The organism is Mucilaginibacter angelicae, assembly GCF_042434235.1.
Classification (GTDB): Bacteria; Bacteroidota; Bacteroidia; order Sphingobacteriales; family Sphingobacteriaceae; genus Mucilaginibacter; species Mucilaginibacter angelicae.
On record NZ_JBHLTS010000004.1, the window covers coordinates 207,215 to 225,212 of the forward strand.

Annotated in this window: 19 protein-coding genes; all 19 read right to left on the reverse strand. The window is 45.3% G+C overall.

Annotated elements, in window-relative coordinates:
* Positions 1–61 precede the first annotated feature (61 nt).
* On the reverse strand, positions 62–1,735 hold the full coding sequence (locus tag ACFFGT_RS01160) for an amidohydrolase (protein ID WP_377020653.1): 1,674 nt from the start codon (positions 1,733–1,735) through the stop codon (positions 62–64).
* 20 nt (positions 1,736–1,755) lie between these two features.
* Positions 1,756–2,511 carry a metallophosphoesterase gene (locus ACFFGT_RS01165; RefSeq protein ID WP_377020654.1) on the reverse strand — a complete coding sequence of 252 codons (756 nt, stop codon included), beginning with the start codon at positions 2,509–2,511 and terminating at the stop codon, positions 1,756–1,758.
* Between the two features lie 60 nt (positions 2,512–2,571).
* Complete coding sequence (locus ACFFGT_RS01170) at positions 2,572–3,765, reverse strand: alpha-D-ribose 1-methylphosphonate 5-triphosphate diphosphatase (protein ID WP_377020655.1); 1,194 nt, start codon at positions 3,763–3,765, stop codon at positions 2,572–2,574.
* Between the two features lie 223 nt (positions 3,766–3,988).
* The gene (phnE, locus tag ACFFGT_RS01175) at positions 3,989–4,801 is read right to left on the reverse strand and encodes a phosphonate ABC transporter, permease protein PhnE (protein ID WP_377020656.1); all 813 of its coding nucleotides are present in this window, start codon (positions 4,799–4,801) and stop codon (positions 3,989–3,991) included.
* Entirely contained in the window at positions 4,798–5,595 is a 798-nt protein-coding gene (gene phnE / locus ACFFGT_RS01180; protein ID WP_377020657.1) for a phosphonate ABC transporter, permease protein PhnE, read from the reverse strand. The genes phnE (ACFFGT_RS01175) and phnE (ACFFGT_RS01180) overlap by 4 nt, the downstream gene beginning before the upstream one ends.
* A complete protein-coding gene (locus tag ACFFGT_RS01185; protein ID WP_377020658.1) occupies positions 5,592–6,392 on the reverse strand; it encodes a phosphonate ABC transporter ATP-binding protein in 801 nt (266 codons plus the stop codon). Before ACFFGT_RS01185 ends, phnE (ACFFGT_RS01180) begins: the two co-directional genes overlap by 4 nt.
* Positions 6,393–6,415: 23 nt before the next feature.
* Entirely contained in the window at positions 6,416–7,342 is a 927-nt protein-coding gene (locus ACFFGT_RS01190; RefSeq protein ID WP_377020659.1) for a phosphate/phosphite/phosphonate ABC transporter substrate-binding protein, read from the reverse strand.
* A 21-nt stretch (positions 7,343–7,363) separates the two neighbouring features.
* Complete coding sequence (locus ACFFGT_RS01195) at positions 7,364–8,287, reverse strand: phosphate/phosphite/phosphonate ABC transporter substrate-binding protein (protein ID WP_377020660.1); 924 nt, start codon at positions 8,285–8,287, stop codon at positions 7,364–7,366.
* 2 nt (positions 8,288–8,289) lie between these two features.
* Positions 8,290–9,201 (reverse strand): phosphate/phosphite/phosphonate ABC transporter substrate-binding protein, encoded by a 912-nt coding sequence (locus ACFFGT_RS01200; protein ID WP_377020661.1) that lies wholly within the window; start codon positions 9,199–9,201, stop codon positions 8,290–8,292.
* Positions 9,202–9,209: 8 nt separating this feature from the next.
* Entirely contained in the window at positions 9,210–9,857 is a 648-nt protein-coding gene (locus ACFFGT_RS01205) for a DapH/DapD/GlmU-related protein (RefSeq protein WP_377020662.1), read from the reverse strand.
* Positions 9,858–9,871: 14 nt separating this feature from the next.
* The gene (locus ACFFGT_RS01210) at positions 9,872–10,678 is read right to left on the reverse strand and encodes a hypothetical protein (protein ID WP_377020663.1); all 807 of its coding nucleotides are present in this window, start codon (positions 10,676–10,678) and stop codon (positions 9,872–9,874) included.
* Positions 10,668–11,885 (reverse strand): alpha-D-ribose 1-methylphosphonate 5-triphosphate diphosphatase, encoded by a 1,218-nt coding sequence (locus ACFFGT_RS01215; RefSeq protein WP_377020664.1) that lies wholly within the window; start codon positions 11,883–11,885, stop codon positions 10,668–10,670. Before ACFFGT_RS01215 ends, ACFFGT_RS01210 begins: the two co-directional genes overlap by 11 nt.
* 217 nt (positions 11,886–12,102) lie before the next feature.
* Positions 12,103–12,813, reverse strand: a complete 711-nt coding sequence (locus ACFFGT_RS01220) for a phosphonate C-P lyase system protein PhnL (protein ID WP_377020665.1) — start codon at positions 12,811–12,813, stop codon at positions 12,103–12,105.
* Between the two features lie 32 nt (positions 12,814–12,845).
* Positions 12,846–13,694 carry an ATP-binding cassette domain-containing protein gene (locus tag ACFFGT_RS01225; RefSeq protein WP_377020666.1) on the reverse strand — a complete coding sequence of 283 codons (849 nt, stop codon included), beginning with the start codon at positions 13,692–13,694 and terminating at the stop codon, positions 12,846–12,848.
* Entirely contained in the window at positions 13,684–14,589 is a 906-nt protein-coding gene (locus tag ACFFGT_RS01230; RefSeq protein WP_377020667.1) for an alpha-D-ribose 1-methylphosphonate 5-phosphate C-P-lyase PhnJ, read from the reverse strand. The genes ACFFGT_RS01225 and ACFFGT_RS01230 overlap by 11 nt, the downstream gene beginning before the upstream one ends.
* Positions 14,590–14,600: 11 nt before the next feature.
* Positions 14,601–15,731 carry a carbon-phosphorus lyase complex subunit PhnI gene (locus ACFFGT_RS01235; RefSeq protein WP_377020668.1) on the reverse strand — a complete coding sequence of 377 codons (1,131 nt, stop codon included), beginning with the start codon at positions 15,729–15,731 and terminating at the stop codon, positions 14,601–14,603.
* 3 nt (positions 15,732–15,734) lie between these two features.
* Positions 15,735–16,343, reverse strand: a complete 609-nt coding sequence (gene phnH / locus ACFFGT_RS01240) for a phosphonate C-P lyase system protein PhnH (RefSeq protein WP_377020669.1) — start codon at positions 16,341–16,343, stop codon at positions 15,735–15,737.
* A gap of 1 nt (position 16,344) precedes the next feature.
* Complete coding sequence (locus ACFFGT_RS01245) at positions 16,345–16,764, reverse strand: phosphonate C-P lyase system protein PhnG (RefSeq protein WP_377020670.1); 420 nt, start codon at positions 16,762–16,764, stop codon at positions 16,345–16,347.
* A 241-nt stretch (positions 16,765–17,005) separates the two neighbouring features.
* Entirely contained in the window at positions 17,006–17,716 is a 711-nt protein-coding gene (locus ACFFGT_RS01250; RefSeq protein WP_377020671.1) for a response regulator, read from the reverse strand.
* Positions 17,717–17,998 lie beyond the last annotated feature (282 nt).

Consider the following 17,998-nt stretch of genomic DNA (forward strand, 5'->3'; position numbering starts at 1 on the left):
GTCGATAAATATTTATCAGCTTTAGGCCTTGAGCATTTTGCTTTCAGCTTCTATATATACACTATTTACCAAAAACCACTTTACCTCCGGCTACCGTCATCATTACTTTTATATCGTAAATTTTATCGGGGTTGATGGTAGTAGGGTCTTGGTCAAGCACCATTAAATCTGCCAGCTGACCGGCTATCAACCTGCCTTTTTTGCCTTCTTCAAAGGTGGTATAAGCACCGCCATAGGTATAGGCTTTTATGGCATCCTCAGCATCAATACGCTGGTTTGCACCGATTACAATGCCGCCATCCTTGGTTTTACGGTTAACGGCGCTGCCCAACCTGATCATGGCCGGATACGGCGAGATTGGTGCATCTGAGTGCAGCGCGTAAATAATGCCCATATCCATAGCTGTTTTGGTTGGGTGCAGCATGGCCATGCGTTTTTCGCCATATACTTGCATCTTCTCGCCAAGTTCATACATATAGCAATGGAATACAGGTATAATGCCATCAGCTTTTATCTTATCTAAAATGCCTTGATTGGTAATGCTGCAATGCTCAATACGGTGACGGGCATCGCCGCGGGGATCGGCCTTTTGCGCTTTTTCAATGGCCGAGATCACCATGTCTATCTCTCTATCGCCGTTTGAGTGGCAGGCTATCTGTAAACCCGCCTTGTGGATAGCCAAAAACAAACTATCAAGCGAAGCCTGGCTACGTGCAGGCGGAATGCCATAATAATCCTTTTTACCGGTAACCGGGTTGATCATATCATAAGGCTCATAAAGCCAGCAGGTTTTCCCGCTTAATGAGTTACCATGTACTACCTTCACTCCCTCAATCCGTAAATGATCGGTATTGCTTCGTTGTATTTTACCGCTGATGAGGTCAGCCGCATATGGCGTGCCCATCAACAGGTTAAAACGCATCGGAAAACCTTCAGCCACTAATTTACGGTATACTTTTACTCTTTCGGGCGTTGTCCAGGCATCGCCTATACTGGTTACGCCGCTGGCCAATACATTATTGAAGTATTTGCGATAGCCTTCCATTTCTTCATCCGCTGTTGGCTGCGGAGGGTATTTTATTTGTTTTGATTTGCGCAGATAGGAAGCGGCCACTTCCTTACAAATACCATCCGGGCGTTTGCTATTTGGGTAACGCTCAAATGCGCCGCCAGCCGGATCGGCCGTATTTTCGTTAATCCCGTTCATCTCCATCAGCAAGGAGTTTGCTGCCGAAAGGTGCCCGCTTACGTGCGAAATAATGATAGGATGATCGGTAGAAGCTTTATCCAAACTATCGCGGATAGGTTGACCGCCAAGCTTGGTTTCATTATAACCCACACCGCGGATCAGCATCCCTTTTGGTGTAATGGCTGCTTTACGCTTAAGCAGGGTAATCAGGTTTTTCATGGATGTTACGGTATCCAGCTCAAGCGTTGCGTAAGGCTTATCAAAAGTATAAAACGGCGCCGGGTGCTGGTGCACATCATTAAAGCCGGGCAGTACGGTCTTTCCTTTAAGGTCGATAACTTTTGTTCCCTTGCCAATGTATTTGCTGATGGCCTGGGCCGAACCTTCGGCGATAACCTTATCACCAGCTATGGCAATGGCCTGGGCGCGGGCGCCTTTTTGTTTCAGGGTGATGATATTGCCGTTGGTTAAAACCAGGTCGGCCTTTTGTGCAAAGGCAGATATCGAAAAAAACAATAAAAATGCGGAAAGGCAGGTATATTTCATGTTGATGTAATAAACAATAATTAAACAAAAAGCAGCGGAATAGCTTCAATAGTAAACTGTTCGGGGTCAAGCACCATTACCCCGTTATTAAACATGGAACGGGCAACACAGGGGCCATAAAGCCATTGTATTTGGTCTGCCAGCTTATATTTACCAAAGGGGTTACGCTCGATATGATCTTCATTACAAATGCTCACTCCCTCAAAATGCATATGACCGCTAAAACCGGTACGGCAGCCGTTTTCCTCAATAAAATTCAGGTGCTCATGGTAAGCATCAGCTACCTGCGGGAAACAGGCTTTTACGCCATGCAGATCGGGATAGGCAAAATGTGAGAAGAATACTTTATGCCCGTTAAAATCGCGTACAGCAAAATCGGGCACAGATTCCAACCAGGCTTTATCCTGCCGGGTCATGAGGGCGTTAAGCTGCACTTCTTCAAAAAGCAGCACACGACCGTCGCTCCATTTTTTACGTTCAAAAAAATCAAGTTCGTACCAGTTTTCGGGGAAACCTAAACCGCCGTCATATTTGGGCAGCTTTTTCACCTGGTACAGATCATTATTACCGATAACCACCGTACTGCAATTAGCCCGGATCATGGCAATACACTCGTGCGCGCTGCGGGTATCAAGGTAGTAGTAGGTATTTACCTTATATCCCACAATATCGCCAAGGCATACCACCTCGGTACAGCCGGCTTTTTCCAGTACATCAAAGGCTTTTCTTAACGCTACAATATCTTCGTGGATATCGCCTAAAATACCTATTTTCATTTTTGAGCTTAAAGCTTAAGGCCGAAAGCAAAAAGCTTTTTACCTTATATTATTTAATATTTAAACGCCGGTGTTCAGCGTATTTAATTCTGTTTGTTCGGCAGCTAATGGCTGTATGGCAATACTGTAATCAGCACGGTATTTGGTGGTCCCGTCAACAAAAACATGCGATACCGCGGCGAATGATTTTTCGCTGCTGAATGCTACCAGGTCGGCCTTTTTACCAAGCTCAATACTGCCTGTTTCGGCATCAAAGTTCAGTAACCTTGCAGGGTTTAATGATACCATATTAACCGCTTTGCTCGGGCTGATGCCGTTACCTATCATTTTAACCACACTGCCCAGCATGGTTGGGAAATGATAATCGCTGCATAGGATATCGCAAAGGTCTTCGGCTATGGCATCAATACTTGAAAGGTTACCGCAATGCGAGCCGCCCCTGTAATAGTTAGGCGCACCAAGGCAGATCCACAAGCCAAGTTCCTTAGCTTTACGGGCTGCTACCAATGTGGTGGGCATTTCAGATAAAGTAGCACCGTAATATTTGCCTTCTTCTACATGTTCGATAGTTGTATCATCATGGCTGCCAAGAATATATTTATCCTTAAACGTTTCGTAGATCTGTGCGCGGTTATTGATCTTGCTTGTTTTATCTATCTGTTTTTGCAAGCGGGCCATGGCTTCATCGGGTGTTATACCGAATGCTTTGGTACGCAGTTCGATCTGCTGTTGCAGTGTATATTGCCTTTGACCGGGGATATGGTCATTATAAACCACCATGTATAAATTTTCCAGCTGGCGCATAGACTCCAGGTAATCCAGTAAGCCCTCCGAATTTGGATCGATACGTGCATGCAGAAAGTGGCGCACCAGCAGCGAATGACGGGCAGCATCAATCTGGCGCGAAAGTTCCATAGCCTCACTCAGGCTCCTGTTTTTCTCTTCGTTATCAGAAAAACTTACCGCACTGAACACAGTGGTGATACCACACGCTGCTGCACGGGCATCCATAAAATGAAGTGCAAATGGTAAAGGAAAACCTGCACCCGAACGCGGGTAAAGCTCTTTCTCCAGGTAATCGGTATGGATATCAATACAGCCCGGAATGAGCCACTGACCTTTCAAATCGATGCCTTCAGGATAATATTTATCCTTTATTATTTCGGAGATGATCCCGTTTTCAATGATAACCGAACCGGTAAAATCCTCAGTCGGCGTAACGATGCGCGCATTGGTGAGCAGGTGCGTATTCATTTTATTATTAATATATTTTATTGATGGTAAAAATATATTCCAATTGTTAGCGTGATATTAGGGAGGGGTGAGTAGTTGATTGTCTGAACCGGGATTTGGGGGGATTTATTGGATTTATCGGATTTTTCCCTGTGCCAAGGAAAATCCTGTCTTCCGAAAAATCCTATAAATCCCGGTTCAGACCACTCACCTAATCAACCCAATCAACCACTCACCAAGAAACCTACCTCAACTTCCCTTCACCCAAAATCTTCTTCCTTAAATAATCAGAGAGCTTTTCAACCAAAATAACCAGCACAATAATAATGGTGATCAGCGCGGTAACATCCTTGTAATGCAATACACTTTTAGCCATTTGCAGCTGGAAACCTATCCCTCCGCCTCCAAAAATACCCAGACCAATTGCGGCACGCATGTTCACATCAAAGGCATACAGCAGGTTGGCAATAAATGATGGCATAATTTGAGGGATAATGGAATACCTGATCACCTGTAAGCGGCTTGCCCCTACCGAAAATATAGCCTCCCCCGGCCCGCTTTCTACATTTTCAATAATTTCGGTAAAGAGTTTGGCAAAGGATCCTATGGTAACAATAACCAGCGTAAGCACACCCGAAAATGATCCTGGCCCAACTGCTATCACAAATATCAGCACCACAACCAATGCCGGTATAACCCGCAGCATAGATACAAATACCTGCGTTATGATGCGTACAGCTTTGTAGGGCATGGTATTGGATGCTGCCAGAAAAGCAAGTACAAATGCTATGAGACCACCATACAACGTACCCAAAAATGCCATAGACAGGGTTTGTAGTATTGATATACCTGTAGATGTATTTTCATACAGCATCTGGTAGTTAGGCATAAACATTTCGCCAAGCAAATCACGCACATAATGAAACTCGGTAAAGATCATTATGGGGTTAAAATTAGTGTAAACACAGGCCAGCGATATCAGGATAGCCGATACTGTAAAAATGGTAGCCTTTTGCTTATATTTTTTTGAAGGCATGATAATATCAACTGTACTCATTGCAATGCCCCCTCTACTTTAAATTTTTTCCTTAACAGGTATGATAAGCGCTCGGTACCGAAGATCATGACTATGACTACGATCATAGCAGTAAATGCCCGGTGATACATCAGCATACTAAACGAATAATCAAGCTCATAACCTATGCCCCCGGCACCTATCGCACCTAATATTACAGATAAGCGGATATTGATCTCAAACCTGAACAGCGCGTATGAAATAAGATTAGGTATGATCTGCGGCAGCACCCCAAACCAAATGATCTGCAGTTTATTGGCGCCTAATGATTCCATCGACTCGATCATTACCGGGTCTATCTCTTCAATAATATCTGCTAATAATTTACCCAGCATTCCTATACAGCCTAATGATAAAGCCACTATGCCCGGCATCGAACCTAAGCCAAAAGCGGCTATCAGCAATAACAAGATCACAATTTCGGGCACCGACCGTTCCAGGCCAATCAGAACGCGGGCTGTATTACGTACCCATTTATGCGAAATGTTGGAAGCCGCCAGCATGGCAAACACTACCGAAAGTATGGTACCGAATATGGTACCCAACAGCGCAATGATAATGGATTGAAAAGCAGGCTCCAGCATGTCCTTAAACGCAGCCCAATCGGGCGGAAACATGAAGCCTAAAAATGAGATGCCTTTAATGATGCCGGTTTGCAGCTTATCAAACGTGGCGCCGCAAACTATTGCCGCACCCTCGGTTACAGCAATGAGCAAAATAAGCGGGAGCACAAATTTGCGGTACCGCTTAAAACTATATGTGGCCTGCCCTGTCATACTCTTACAATTTCGGGGGTTGGGGCTATGTGCTCATACTGCTCTATCTGGGCCAGCTCTTCGCCATAAATATCTTCGAGGGTTTGGTTGGATAGCTTAGGATCGCCATCATAAATAACCTTACCATCTTTTATCGCGATTACACGGGTACAGTATTTCGCCGTCATTTCGGGCTGATGAAAAACACCTACCACAGGGATATTTTCTGATAAGGGGCGGATCAGCTTCATGATCACCTTGGCATTGCTTGGGTCGAGATTGGAGATCGGCTCATCGGCAAGCAGCAATGTGGGCGACTGGAATATGGCCCTTACAATGGCCACACGTTGCATTTCGCCGCCACTTAAACTACCGGTACGGCTTTGCGCCAGGTGAGCCATCTTTACTTTCTCTAATGCCAGCAGGGCTTCTTCGGCTTCCTTATCGGTAAAGCCATATACCAGGCTGCGGAAAGTATTGATCTGCCCCAGCCTTCCAATCATTACATTCTCCAATACAGTAAGGCGTTTTACCAAATGATACCCCTGGAAAATAACACCTATCCGTTCGCGAACGTGGCGCAATTGTTTCTTGTTAATCTGGCAGATGTCATGCTTTTTGCCATGCTCATCCTCTACCAATACTGAGCCCTCATCAGGTTTCAATAAGCCGTTAAGGCACCGCAGCGTAAGCGTTTTCCCAGCCCCGCTTGGTCCCAATATGCCCACAAATTCTCCCTTTTTCACTGTAAAATCGATCCCGTTCAACAGTTTGCGCCCGTTGGGCAATGTTTTGGTTAAACCTTTTACTTCAATCATCGTGCTTGCTTTACATTAACCAGTTATTTAATTACGCTTAGGTCTTTAATTCCGGATGCTATTTTTCTGATACCGTTATACATCGAATCCTGAATGGTTAGGTATGAATAACGTTCAGGATTTGGGTGCAACAGTTTCATATAAGGCAAAAAAATACCCGGCTCATCTTTGGCCAGGTTCAGGTATAGGTTTTGAATCTTTTTAACAAAATCCTTATTCAAATCGTTACGTGCTACTATCGGGCTGCCTACAATAGGTTCAGATTGCCATAACACCCTGATCTGATCTTTTTTTACAAGGCCTTTGCGTTCTGCAATCTCCAAACCAAATTCGGTAGCGGCACAACCCACATCAACCTTATCCGATGTTACCGAAAGCACCGAAGCCACATGATTACCTGCAAAAATGGTTTCCTTAAAAACATTATTATCAGGATTTAAGCCAATGGTTGTAAGGTATGCGCGGGGTATTAAATGGCCCGAGGTAGATGCAGGATCGGCAAAACAAAGGGTTATGTTTTTGGCCCTGGCCTTCAAATCGGCAATGCTGTTTATGCCGCTGTGAATGCTGGTAAAAATGGTGCTGTGGTACATGGATTGCTTTCCATCTACACCTGTTGTTATAATAGGGGTAATATCATGCGTTTGCGAGGCCAGCACATATGAAAAAGGACTAAGATAAGCGATATGTGTTTTTTTGGACCTTAACGCTTCAATAACCGATGTATAATCGGTAGTATAAATAAACTCCACCGGCATCCCTAATTTTTTCTCAAGATATTGCTGAAAGGGCTTAATAGCACCTCTCAATGCACCGGGATCATCACTGCCGTAAAGCGCGACAACCAGTTTACCGGGAATACCATTTGCATCCAGGTCGGCACTTTTGCCACAGCTGCCAAATACCAGCAGCATGCTTAAAAAAAACAGGCTTACAATCAGGTTCTTCATTATCGTATGCTATAAAACCGGTTACTTATTAAATTTCAGGTCTTTTATACTACCTGCTATCTTACGCAGCTGATTATACATGGAATCCTGCACAGGCACATAGGCCATAACACGCGGGTTGGGCCAGTACAGCAATACGTATTTGCTAAAAGCATCAAAATCATCTTTATTAGCATCAAGGTATGCCTGCTGTACTTTTTTTATAAAATCCTTGTTCAGGTCATCCCTTATGGCGATGGCATCATTTATAATAGGCGGCGACGTCCATAATGTCACTATATCCTCCCGTTTTATAATGCCTTCACGGATCAGCTTTTCTAAAGCGAGTTCACTGGTTGAGCAGCCTACATCTACTTTTTCAGATTTTACACTTAAAATAGCGGCGGCGTGGCTACCGGCAAATATGGTTTCTTTAAATGCTTTATCAGGGTCGAGGCCAATGGAATTGAGGTATCCCCGGGGAATGAGATGACCCGATGTAGAAGCCGGATCGGCAAAGCAAAGGGTAAGATCTTTGGCACGGGCCTTAACATCGGCCATTGTTTTAAGGCCTGTTTTTTTGTTGGTAAAAATAATGCTGTGGTATACAGAAGGCCTACCCTTAATGCCCAGTGTAACTAAGGGTATCAATCCTGGCTTTTGTGTGGCCAACACATAGGCATAAGGTGTTAAATGCGCCATGTGGATCTTTTTTGATCGCATGGCTTCGATCAAAGCAGGATAATCGGTAGTGTAAAAAAACTCTACTTCCACTCCTAATTTTTTGGACAGGTATTTGGCAAAGGGATCAAGCGCGGCATGGGTTTGTGCCGGGTTATCGCCACCGTACGAACCGATAAGCAGTTTACCGGGAACACCATTGGCATCCAGATCGGCCTTGTTTTTACAACCGCATACGATAGCCAGCGTACATATGGATAACACCAAAACAATAAATGCTTTCATGTTTAGTTTGCTTTTAAACTTTTGATGCTGCCTGCTATTTTCCGTAAGCCGTTATACAGTGTATCGTTAGCTACCATGTAGCTGCGCCTGGTGGTATCTTTTATAAAGATCTTCACGTAGGCTTTCAAAATTTCGGGGCGTTCTTTGTTCATATCCAGGTAAGCCTGTTGGATCCGTTTTTGGAGGTCTTTGTTCACCTCATTTTTTATCACTACCGGGTCGCTCACTATGGGGTCGGATGTCCAAAGTACCCTGATATCGCCATCATTGATCATTTTGGCCTTGGTCATCAGCATAAAAACAAGGTTAGTAGTACAGCCGATATCAACTTTTCCTGATTTTACCGATAATACCGAAGTAAGGTGATTACCCGCGAAAATGGTTTGCTTGAAAGCGGTATCAGGATTAAGGCCAATGGAGTTAAGATATGCTCTCGGGATGAGGTGGCCCGAAGCCGATGCCGGCTCAACAAAAGCCAGGGTGAGATTTTTTGATCGCGCCTTTACATCATCCATAGTTTTAATATTACCATGCGCGTTGGAAATAATGACGCTTTTATAAGTAGAGGGCTTGCCATTGTTCCCTAATGTTACCAGCGGATTAAGTTTGAGGGTGCGGGAAGCAATAACATAAGCAAAGGGCTGCATATCGGCCATATGGGCTTTATTGGCCCTCAACGCTTCAATTACCCCGGTATAATCGTTGCTGTAAATCAACTCTACAGGCATTTTCAATTTTTCCTGCAGGTAGTCGCGTATTTGTTCGCGTACCTTTTTTATCTCATCAATTCCTTCGGCTTGTACAACGGCAATGGTAAGTGTTTGGGGCATACCGTTGCTATCAAGCTCGGTTTTATTTTTACATGCCGAAAATGCCGTTAAGGCAATAAGTGCAATAATGATCAGTTTTTTCATGGTGGTGTTTAACAGTACTTATCAATAAATACTTCTAAATTGAGCAGATCGTTAAAGTTTTGTTCTAAAGTTTCGCGGTCCCAGTTCCACCATTCGCTGGCCAGCAGCTTTTCGATGGTGGCGTCATCAAATCGTTTTTTGATCACTTTGGCTGCTACACCTACCGCTATTTCATAAGGGCCTACATCCTTGGTCACTATCGCTCCCGAACCGATGATAGCCCCGGTACCAATGCTTACGCCCGGCATGACCACGGCGCCATGACCAATCCAAACATCATGGCCAATGGTACATTTATGGTCCCGGCGCCATTGAAAAAACTCCTTGTCATCCTCGCCTAAACCGTAATGGCTGCGGCGATAGGTCATGTGATGCTGGGTAACACGCCATTGCGGGTGGTTGCCCGGGTTAATGCGCACGCTGTTGGCTATGGAACAATACTTACCAATTTCGGAGTAAATGATCTGTACGTTGCCTGCGGTGTAGCTATAATCGCCAAAGGTTGATTCAACCAGCCAGGTACCTGCGCCAAGGGCTGTCCAAGGGCCAAGGCTGCTATCTTTTACAATACAGCCGGGTTGGATATAAGGCTCCTCACCCAACTGGTGTCCTTGCTTTTGTTCGGTAACCGGCGGGTAGTTGTCAAAATATTTCATCAGGAAAAATTTGATTAAAATTGATGAACGGGGTAATTGTCCTTCTTCATAAAATCGGCCAGGTGGTGGTATCTCCGGAGGCCGGTAACCTCAATATTGAAGTAGTTATCCTCAATAGCCAGGCTTTCGTTAATCTCGGCGATCACGACAGCTAAATGCTCTTTTTGATTTTTATTGAGGTTTTGCTCAATGTAAGTTAAGGTGATATGACCGATGAAAGGACGGGTCATTTTTACATCCAGTTTGGCCAACTGCTCATCAGCATAAAAAGCCGACCGGAAATTGACGATTTGATTGTAATCATCCTCACCTTCAAAAACACCCAAAATGCCTATAGCTGTACCAAAAATGCTCAAACCTGCCATTTTCATGCGGATCAGTGCTTCGCCTTCGGTGGATGGAATGTTGTTTAACGCTTTGGCTACGATAGATGGATAAGTTTGCTCCAAACCTGCATAAAGGATGTGCTGTTTGAACCTGTCGGCAGATAAAGTATTGGCTACAGTTTGATGAAAGCTTTGAGGCGGGAGCTGGTAAAAAGCAGTTCGCGGAGAAAGATTTAAACCGAGTTCTTTTTGTATTTCGGTTAAGCGGGCGGTAAGTGGTTCGTTACCGGGGTTTTCACTCAGCATGGATACTACGGCAAAACCTTCATACTCCAGCGGTTGCCAGCCATCGTTTTTATAAATAAAATTGCCTGCGGGTCGTGCCTCTAAAGCACGTTCCCTGTTCCGTTCTGCCGAAATTTCGTAGACCTGCCTTTGGTTGTAATCATCAAATGTGAGGTCCATAGTGCTTGCTGTTGCCTGCTTATAGCTCATTGGTTAGTGATAAATTATTATCCGGTTGATAGTCCTTATTATAATTTATTTTGTTGCTGGCCTGTGCCACTATGTGGCCCCTTACAATGGTATGCGTTACCATCGGGATGCCATCAAGCAGCTTTACCAGTACCAGATCGGCATCTTTACCGGTTTCGATACTACCGGTATGGTGACTGATGCCTACCGCTTTGGCGGGGTTGAGGGTAGCCATTTTTACGGCTTCGGGCAGCGGCATCCCTTCTTCATTATATAACTTAAAGATAGCATGAATAATGGCAGGCGGGTAATAATCAGAGCAAAGCGAGTCAACCGCGCCCTGCAAAACCGCATCCTTCATATTCAGGTTACCCGAAAGTGAACCGCCCCTTAATATATTGGAAGCGCCGCCAACAACGTGCATCCCTAATTTAGCAGCATGCTGGGCAGTTTCCATGGTGATAGGAAATTCGCAGATATCTATGCCTAAACCACGCATATAATCAACCTTTTCCACGCTGTCGTCATCATGCGATGCGACGGGAATGTGTAATTGCTGCGCATGTTTGATCATGGCTTCCAGCTCTTTACCGGCGATGATGGGCATGGCCAATTTATCGATGAAAGCCTGTTCAGCTTCTTCGGCAGATTTGCCCATTTTCATGGCGAAGGCTATGAAATACTCCTTGCTGATCTGTCCCTGTCCGGGGGTATGATCCATTACCGAAAGTAGTTGGATATAGCCTTTATCCATCAGTTCAAAACAGCTTTCGTAAGCTTTTACGCCCGATAGCTCAAACCTTAAATGGATCTTATTATTTAAAAGCGTACTGCCTTTTGCAGCGCGGTGAACTGTTTCAAAAACCTCATCGCGGGTGTATTTGCTGCGCGAGTGCAGTTCGGCCATATCATAGCCTAAGTGCATGGAGTGATAAACAGTGGTAAAGCCGCAGCCGCTCATTTTGCGTTCCAGCTCGCGAAAAGCCACATTAATAGGAATATCGGCACCCGAACGCGGAACAATTTCGGCATCCATAGCATCGGTATGGATATCAATAATGCCCGGCATCAGGATAGCACCATCAGCATCAATGCTATACTCCGCATGCTGTTCATCAATTTGCGGGGCAATATGGGTAATAATGCCATGTTCAACCAGTACCGATGTGTTTTGAAGCACTTCGGATGGTGTTACCACCGTGGCATTACTGATAATGAATGATCTCATTTTTTAATTATCTTTTTCTTTTTTTAATTCCCTCCCTTGGGAGGGGTGTGTTGGAATTGTGTAGTGGCAGGGAGGGGTTTGTACGCCTTGCTTCATCGATATTCATGGCGATGAAACCCCTCCCTATACCCTCCCATGGGAGGGAATCGCACAATCCTGCGCTTCTTATTTCTTTCTATATAAACCAACCACTCACTCAATCAACCTAATCAACTACTCACTCAACAACCTCCACCTCATTGATCCGTCCAAACTGCAGATCAATCCGCCTGTCACAAAGCCTTTCCAGCGTATACTCATCGTGCGAAATGCACAGCACCGAAGTACCGTTTTGCTTCAATCCCAGGATCATATCAATTACCACATCCTTGGTGCGGGCATCAAGTGAAGCCGTTGGCTCATCAATCAATAAAAACCTTGGCGAAGCGATGATAGCGCGGGCAACATTGATCCGCTGCTGCTCCCCACCGCTGAATGTTACCGGGAAAGCATCGAACAGTTCCCCCGGCAGGGCAAGCTCTTCCAGCATCTGCTTTGCTTTATCGCGGGCTACCTGCTTGTCTTTTTCTATCCTGAACAGATTTTCGCAAACCACATCAACGGCTGTAACCCTTGGTATCACACTTAAAAACTGCGAACAATAATTGATCTCGGTTTTACGAAGCTCGATAACGCGGTGGTCATCGGCTTTCACCAAATCAAGCTGACCATCTTTTGAAGTATAAATGATCTGACCTGTTGAGGCCAGGTAAGTGCGGTAAATACACTTCATCAAACTTGATTTACCCGAACCCGATTTACCGGTTAACCCGATAATCTCACCCTCCTGCATCGTAAAATTGATATCGGTAAGGGCCTCAATCTTTTTGTTATTGAGGATATGCAGGTTGAACACCTTGCTCAGGTCATTAACTTCTAATATATTCATCACTAATTAAATAGATGATCTAAAAATTTCATTTACAACAGCGAGCTTACCAGCAGCTGCGAATATTCATGTTGCGGGTCCTGCAGAATCTGGTCGGTTAGTCCGCTTTCTACTATGCGACCGTTCTTCATCACCATTACCCTATCGGTAAGCATGCGGATAACCGAAAGATCATGCGATACCACGATCATGGCAATGCCCAGATCGGTTTGCAGCTCGCGGATCAAATCAAGCACTTTGGCTTGTACCGATACATCAAGGCCGGTTGTTACCTCGTCCAAAAACAATAAGGGTGGGTTATTGGCGATAGCTTTGGAGATCTGCACCCTTTGCTGCATGCCGCCGCTGAATGTACCGGGACGGTTATCCATCCGTTGCACGGGCACTTCGGTTTTGTTAAGCAGGTCTGAAGCTCTTTCACGGATGTTGGCTACATTCATTTGCCCGGCCATGATCAGCTTTTCGGCAATGTTACCGCCGGATGAAAAACCGAAGTTCAGACCATCTCGCGGGTTTTGATATACCATACCCATCAGGTTATTGCGGATATAACGTTTGCGCTGGTTCGATTCTTCAAGAATATCCAGCAGTCCATCGTTATAAGGTTTAAGCCATGCCGAACCGAAGGTTTTCTCCAGATCGAAGTAAAGCATTTTAACTACGGTACTCTTGCCCGATCCGCTTTCGCCTACTATGCCCAGCACTTCACCGGGGTAAAGGTCAAAGCTGATATTGGCGCAGGCCACAATACTTTCTGTTTCGGAGCAAATGTTGGAGCCAAACTCCGGACCGGTTGAAGTTAGTGTCCGGTCGTTAGGTTCGCCGTATATTTTGGTAAGGTTGCGCACACGCAGCAACCAGTTATCCTCGTTAAAGGCCATATTCTTGCAGTTGGTCTATATATTTATTGCTGTATTGGTGGGTTTCCTGCTTTTCGCTCTTTTTATCCAGAAAATTGCTGTCGCTGATCACGAATTTGCGCTCACCTTCATCCGAATAAATTTCATCAAGGAAAGCCCTTCTGTAACCGGTTTTATAGCACTCGCTTTTACTGAAATCCTCTATCTCAAAGTTCACATCCTCAAACTCCAGTGGCTCAACATCAGTGAACGGAGGTACAGCGTAAAGGCGTTTTTCGCGACCGGCACCAAATAAAAATAACGTTTGTGCCTGGTTCAGGTTCGGCGTATCCCAGCGTGGTATAGGCGATGGCGACATGATATACCTGCCGTTCACCATAACCGGGTAACCAGCGCCCTGCATAATAGCACCGTGGCGCACGTACGATTCATAAAGCGACACATACATTTTGGCATAATCAGCCTCGGCATGCATTTGCAGGGTTTTGTATTCGTAACGCTCAACCATGCGCAAAGGCTCGGGCAATGGCACCTGGAAAACGATGATCTGTTTGTCGGTCAGTTCTTCTTCGGTAATGCGGTGGCGGGTTTGGATCAGCGTAGCTTCGGCAGTGTCAAAAGTGGTTTTGCAGCCGGTCATCCCATTTACAAATTCGCGCAGGTTGCAGGCATTAACGCTGGCATCGCTGCCCTGGTCAATGATCTTGAACACATCTTCCCTACCGATAACAGCAAGCGTAATGTGTAAACCTCCGGTGCCCCAGCCGCGCGAGATCGGCATTTCGGGCGATGAATACGGTACCTGGTGACCGGGGATTGCCACTGCCTTCAGCAGCTTACGGCGAATCTCCTTTTTGGTAGCCTCATCAATAAAGGCAAAATTGTATTTGTTGGTATACTTGGTATTTTCAATCATGATAGGGTACTTTAAACCGATGCCATTTGGATCATTTGCTGTTCAACCTCTTTATTATTTTGATTGCTCCGCTCAACAGCCGCGCGGGTATTGCTCAGGCTGGATTGGAAGGTAACGTAGTGCGGCAGCTTAAGGTGATTGGTAAAACCCATGGCCTCAACGCCTTCGGTATGATATAATACAAATTCCTGATCGTTGGCAGGTGCGCCCATTTCAGGGCGGCGCATGGCGGTATCAAGCGTGCTCATACAAATCACCTTAGTTTCGTTGTGGCCAAAGCACAGCCCGTAGCCAATGGTAAAATATGGCGGCGTTCCTTTTTTAGCAGCTTTACTACCGGTGATCATCTCGTTTTCGGTAACCTCAATTTTGCCTATGTAACGGTTACGCCCGCTGGCATCTTTTACACGTACCGGCACGGTGCCGTAGCGAAGCTCGCCTACGGTTGGGTGCACTGCACCAAAACCACGCTGACTGCTATAGCCCAGTGCCATCAACCCGCCGGTTTCTGCACGGGCCATCATCTGTAACCTGGCCGAACGTGGGGCCGGAAATTTGATAGCTTCGCGGGTAATATCAATAAGACTGCGATCTTCAGTTGGATCAACCGGGGCAAGCAGGCCTTCCTGCTGCAACAGATCTATCACTTTACCAAAAGTGCTGATGCCTTCCAGTTTTTCGGGATCAATTTTGGCATCAAAGCCATCTAAAAATATTTTGATGTCGATACCTGTTTCTGTAGCCTTGGCAGTATCAAGGGTACGCTGGGTATAATCTCTTGTAGGGCCCAGGATCTGCCCACCCGGAATCTCGCGGAACGATGCCGAGATCTTGCGTTTTACAAACATCTCGCGGGTATTTATCACCTGCGAATAATAGTTACGCTGCAAGGTGGTGCGGAATGCTCTTAATATAAATGCGGCTTCGTATACATCACCTTCGGCCTGTTTCAGGGCTATGGCAGCGTACTCGGGGGCATAAATACCGCCCTCGCCCATTACCTTATCAATAGCCAGGCGCATTTGCGCGCGAATCTGTTTTATATCAATAGGGGTTGTATCACCTTTTACACGGTAAAACTCAGCCAGCTCGCTTGCGTTGTGGATGGCTTCAGTGCCGCCCTTTACTGCTACGTATCCCATGGTTTAATTAATTTTAGTATAGGTAAACGCATTACTGCGCGGAATGCACAGCAGGTTATTTTGCCTGTCGGTAACAATCAGGTCGATGCCCAAAGGATATTCGACATTTTGCTCTTTTAAATAATCAAGCAGTGCAGGGTTGATACCGCTTACAAAAACCTGCGCCTCGCCGTTAACACCTGGGCCTTTAAGGGTTATACTCAAGCCGCCTTCAATAGCTTGTTCGCTGATAAGTTCGGCTGCTGCTATTAATGTAGCACTATCTTCCGGGTAAACCGGGGTACCAACACGGGCTTTTTCCAAACCCCTGCCGTCATGATTTTCGGGCAGAAAAATGTATTCGGCAGTATCAATGCCGGCCTGTTGCGATGCGGTATTTACCAGAAGATACTGTGCAATATCGGCACTGTTATACCCTGCTATATAATAAGTAGTATCAGCATTAAGCAAGGCGAAACCTGTAAGCGCCGATGCCTGGTTTAAACCTACCGGCGGCAGGATCTCCATAGCAGGAAAAGTATTGATCTTTCCCGGGCGCGATATGCTATCCAATAACAACCTGAAATGTTGCTGCGCGTCAAAAACGGTATCGTAATGTAGTTCAGTTTGCATATTATTCCTGTTCCATCAGTTTAAAATCAACGCGGGTGCGCATGATCTGGTTATATTCCAATTGTTCGGCTTTCTTTATTAGCAGGTGTTGTTCGTTTAAGAAGGCTTCAACTGCCTGTAAGTCGGCACCCGGCAATTGGGTTAAGGCATCAATAAAAGCTATACAATAGCCACGTACAGGCTCATCGCCCAGGCAAATACCATAACCACGCTGGCCGTTTACAATCACCTCACACTCGGTAGTGAGGGCTTCGCCCAAATAAAAGCCCTGGAACTCAACTGAGTCTTCAGCCTGGATCATGGTCATACAGGTTGAGGGGGTTTTGGCAATTGTTACTTCAAAATTACCTTCAATAGCGGCAACGAAATCCCTGAGCGGTTCCAGTTCGCACTCGCACAATATAAAATCCTGTTCTTCCATCGGGCTTAATGATTTGGATCAAAATTAGCCCGCAATTATTTGGGAATAATTAGGGAAGGGATATTGTTTTGTTAGGGGATTGTTAGTCTGAACCGGGATTTGGGGAGATTTGTGGGATTAATAGGATTTGAATATATAGCTGCTTATCAGACAATGTAGGCATGCGGCCGTGAGGACACGACCGCCGGGAAAAAGCAAAATCCTGTGCATCCGAAAAATCCCCCCAAATCCCGGTTCAGAATTACACAAACCGCTCATTAAACCTATACCCTACCGACCGTACTGTTTCCACCGCATCCTTATACTCCCCTAACTTTTTACGCAGCCCGGCTATCTGTACATCTATTGACCTTTCGGTGGCGAAGTATTGAGAGCCGTTGATGCGTTCGATGATCTGGTTGCGGGAAAAAACCTTGCCGGGCTGTTTGGCCAGCAGTTCGAGCAGTTTAAACTCGCCTATGGTAAGTTCCAGCAGTTCATTATTGATATATACTTTATAGCTCACCAGGTTCATCCGGAGCACGCCGCATTCAATGGTTTCCTTTACCTCTTTTCGGGTGCTCAAGGTATCTTCTGAACTTTTGCGGCGCAGGATCTTTTTTACCCGGCTCATGAGTTCGCGCATACGGATGGGTTTGGTTACGTAATCTTCAGCCCCTACTTCAAGGGCTGTTACGGCATCTATCTCGTCGTTTTTGCCGGTAAGCATTACCAAGGGGATATCGCGGGTAGACGGGCTCATTTTAAGGTTGCGGCAGAGCTCCAGTCCGTCCATTTCGGGCAGCATCCAATCGGTAACCAGCAGGTCGGTATTATCGGCATTGATATACTTAAGAGCATCAACGGCGTTGAAGAACATTTTTACCTCATAGCCTTCCTGCACCATGTTATGTTTCAGGATTTCGAGGATATCATAATGATCGTCAATAATTACCAGCCTGTGTTTCTTCATACCGCCATTTTTACTACACGATATTAGTTAACACAGTTGAAGAAAAGATTAGCGCAATGTTAAATCCTAATAATAAAAGGTTGATTTCCTGTTAAATTATATCCTTACCAACATAAAACAAACCAATCACTAACCATTTGCTAATATTTTAAAAATCATGGGGCAATTCTTTCTTATCAGTATCAACATCTGTACAGTGATTCGACAGGTTTAATTAAAAACTAATCATTAGCTAATAATTGCCGAATGTTGATTGTACAATTTAGATTGCTGATATTGCTT

Coding starts and splice junctions, on each gene's coding strand:
- ACFFGT_RS01185 (WP_377020658.1), bottom strand. CDS start 6,392: ATGATTGAAGTAAAAGGTTTAACCAAAACATTGCCCAACGGGCGCAAA.
- ACFFGT_RS01210 (WP_377020663.1), bottom strand. CDS start 10,678: ATGAGCTATAAGCAGGCAACAGCAAGCACTATGGACCTCACATTTGAT.
- phnE (WP_377020657.1), bottom strand. CDS start 5,595: ATGACAGGGCAGGCCACATATAGTTTTAAGCGGTACCGCAAATTTGTG.
- ACFFGT_RS01200 (WP_377020661.1), bottom strand. CDS start 9,201: ATGAAAAAACTGATCATTATTGCACTTATTGCCTTAACGGCATTTTCG.
- ACFFGT_RS01235 (WP_377020668.1), bottom strand. CDS start 15,731: ATGGGATACGTAGCAGTAAAGGGCGGCACTGAAGCCATCCACAACGCA.
- ACFFGT_RS01215 (WP_377020664.1), bottom strand. CDS start 11,885: ATGAGATCATTCATTATCAGTAATGCCACGGTGGTAACACCATCCGAA.
- ACFFGT_RS01160 (WP_377020653.1), bottom strand. CDS start 1,735: ATGAAATATACCTGCCTTTCCGCATTTTTATTGTTTTTTTCGATATCT.
- ACFFGT_RS01205 (WP_377020662.1), bottom strand. CDS start 9,857: ATGAAATATTTTGACAACTACCCGCCGGTTACCGAACAAAAGCAAGGA.
- ACFFGT_RS01230 (WP_377020667.1), bottom strand. CDS start 14,589: ATGATTGAAAATACCAAGTATACCAACAAATACAATTTTGCCTTTATT.
- ACFFGT_RS01165 (WP_377020654.1), bottom strand. CDS start 2,511: ATGAAAATAGGTATTTTAGGCGATATCCACGAAGATATTGTAGCGTTA.
- phnH (WP_377020669.1), bottom strand. CDS start 16,343: ATGCAAACTGAACTACATTACGATACCGTTTTTGACGCGCAGCAACAT.
- ACFFGT_RS01220 (WP_377020665.1), bottom strand. CDS start 12,813: ATGAATATATTAGAAGTTAATGACCTGAGCAAGGTGTTCAACCTGCAT.
- ACFFGT_RS01250 (WP_377020671.1), bottom strand. CDS start 17,716: ATGAAGAAACACAGGCTGGTAATTATTGACGATCATTATGATATCCTC.
- ACFFGT_RS01195 (WP_377020660.1), bottom strand. CDS start 8,287: ATGAAAGCATTTATTGTTTTGGTGTTATCCATATGTACGCTGGCTATC.
- ACFFGT_RS01245 (WP_377020670.1), bottom strand. CDS start 16,764: ATGGAAGAACAGGATTTTATATTGTGCGAGTGCGAACTGGAACCGCTC.
- ACFFGT_RS01225 (WP_377020666.1), bottom strand. CDS start 13,694: ATGGCCTTTAACGAGGATAACTGGTTGCTGCGTGTGCGCAACCTTACC.
- phnE (WP_377020656.1), bottom strand. CDS start 4,801: ATGAGTACAGTTGATATTATCATGCCTTCAAAAAAATATAAGCAAAAG.
- ACFFGT_RS01190 (WP_377020659.1), bottom strand. CDS start 7,342: ATGAAGAACCTGATTGTAAGCCTGTTTTTTTTAAGCATGCTGCTGGTA.
- ACFFGT_RS01170 (WP_377020655.1), bottom strand. CDS start 3,765: ATGAATACGCACCTGCTCACCAATGCGCGCATCGTTACGCCGACTGAG.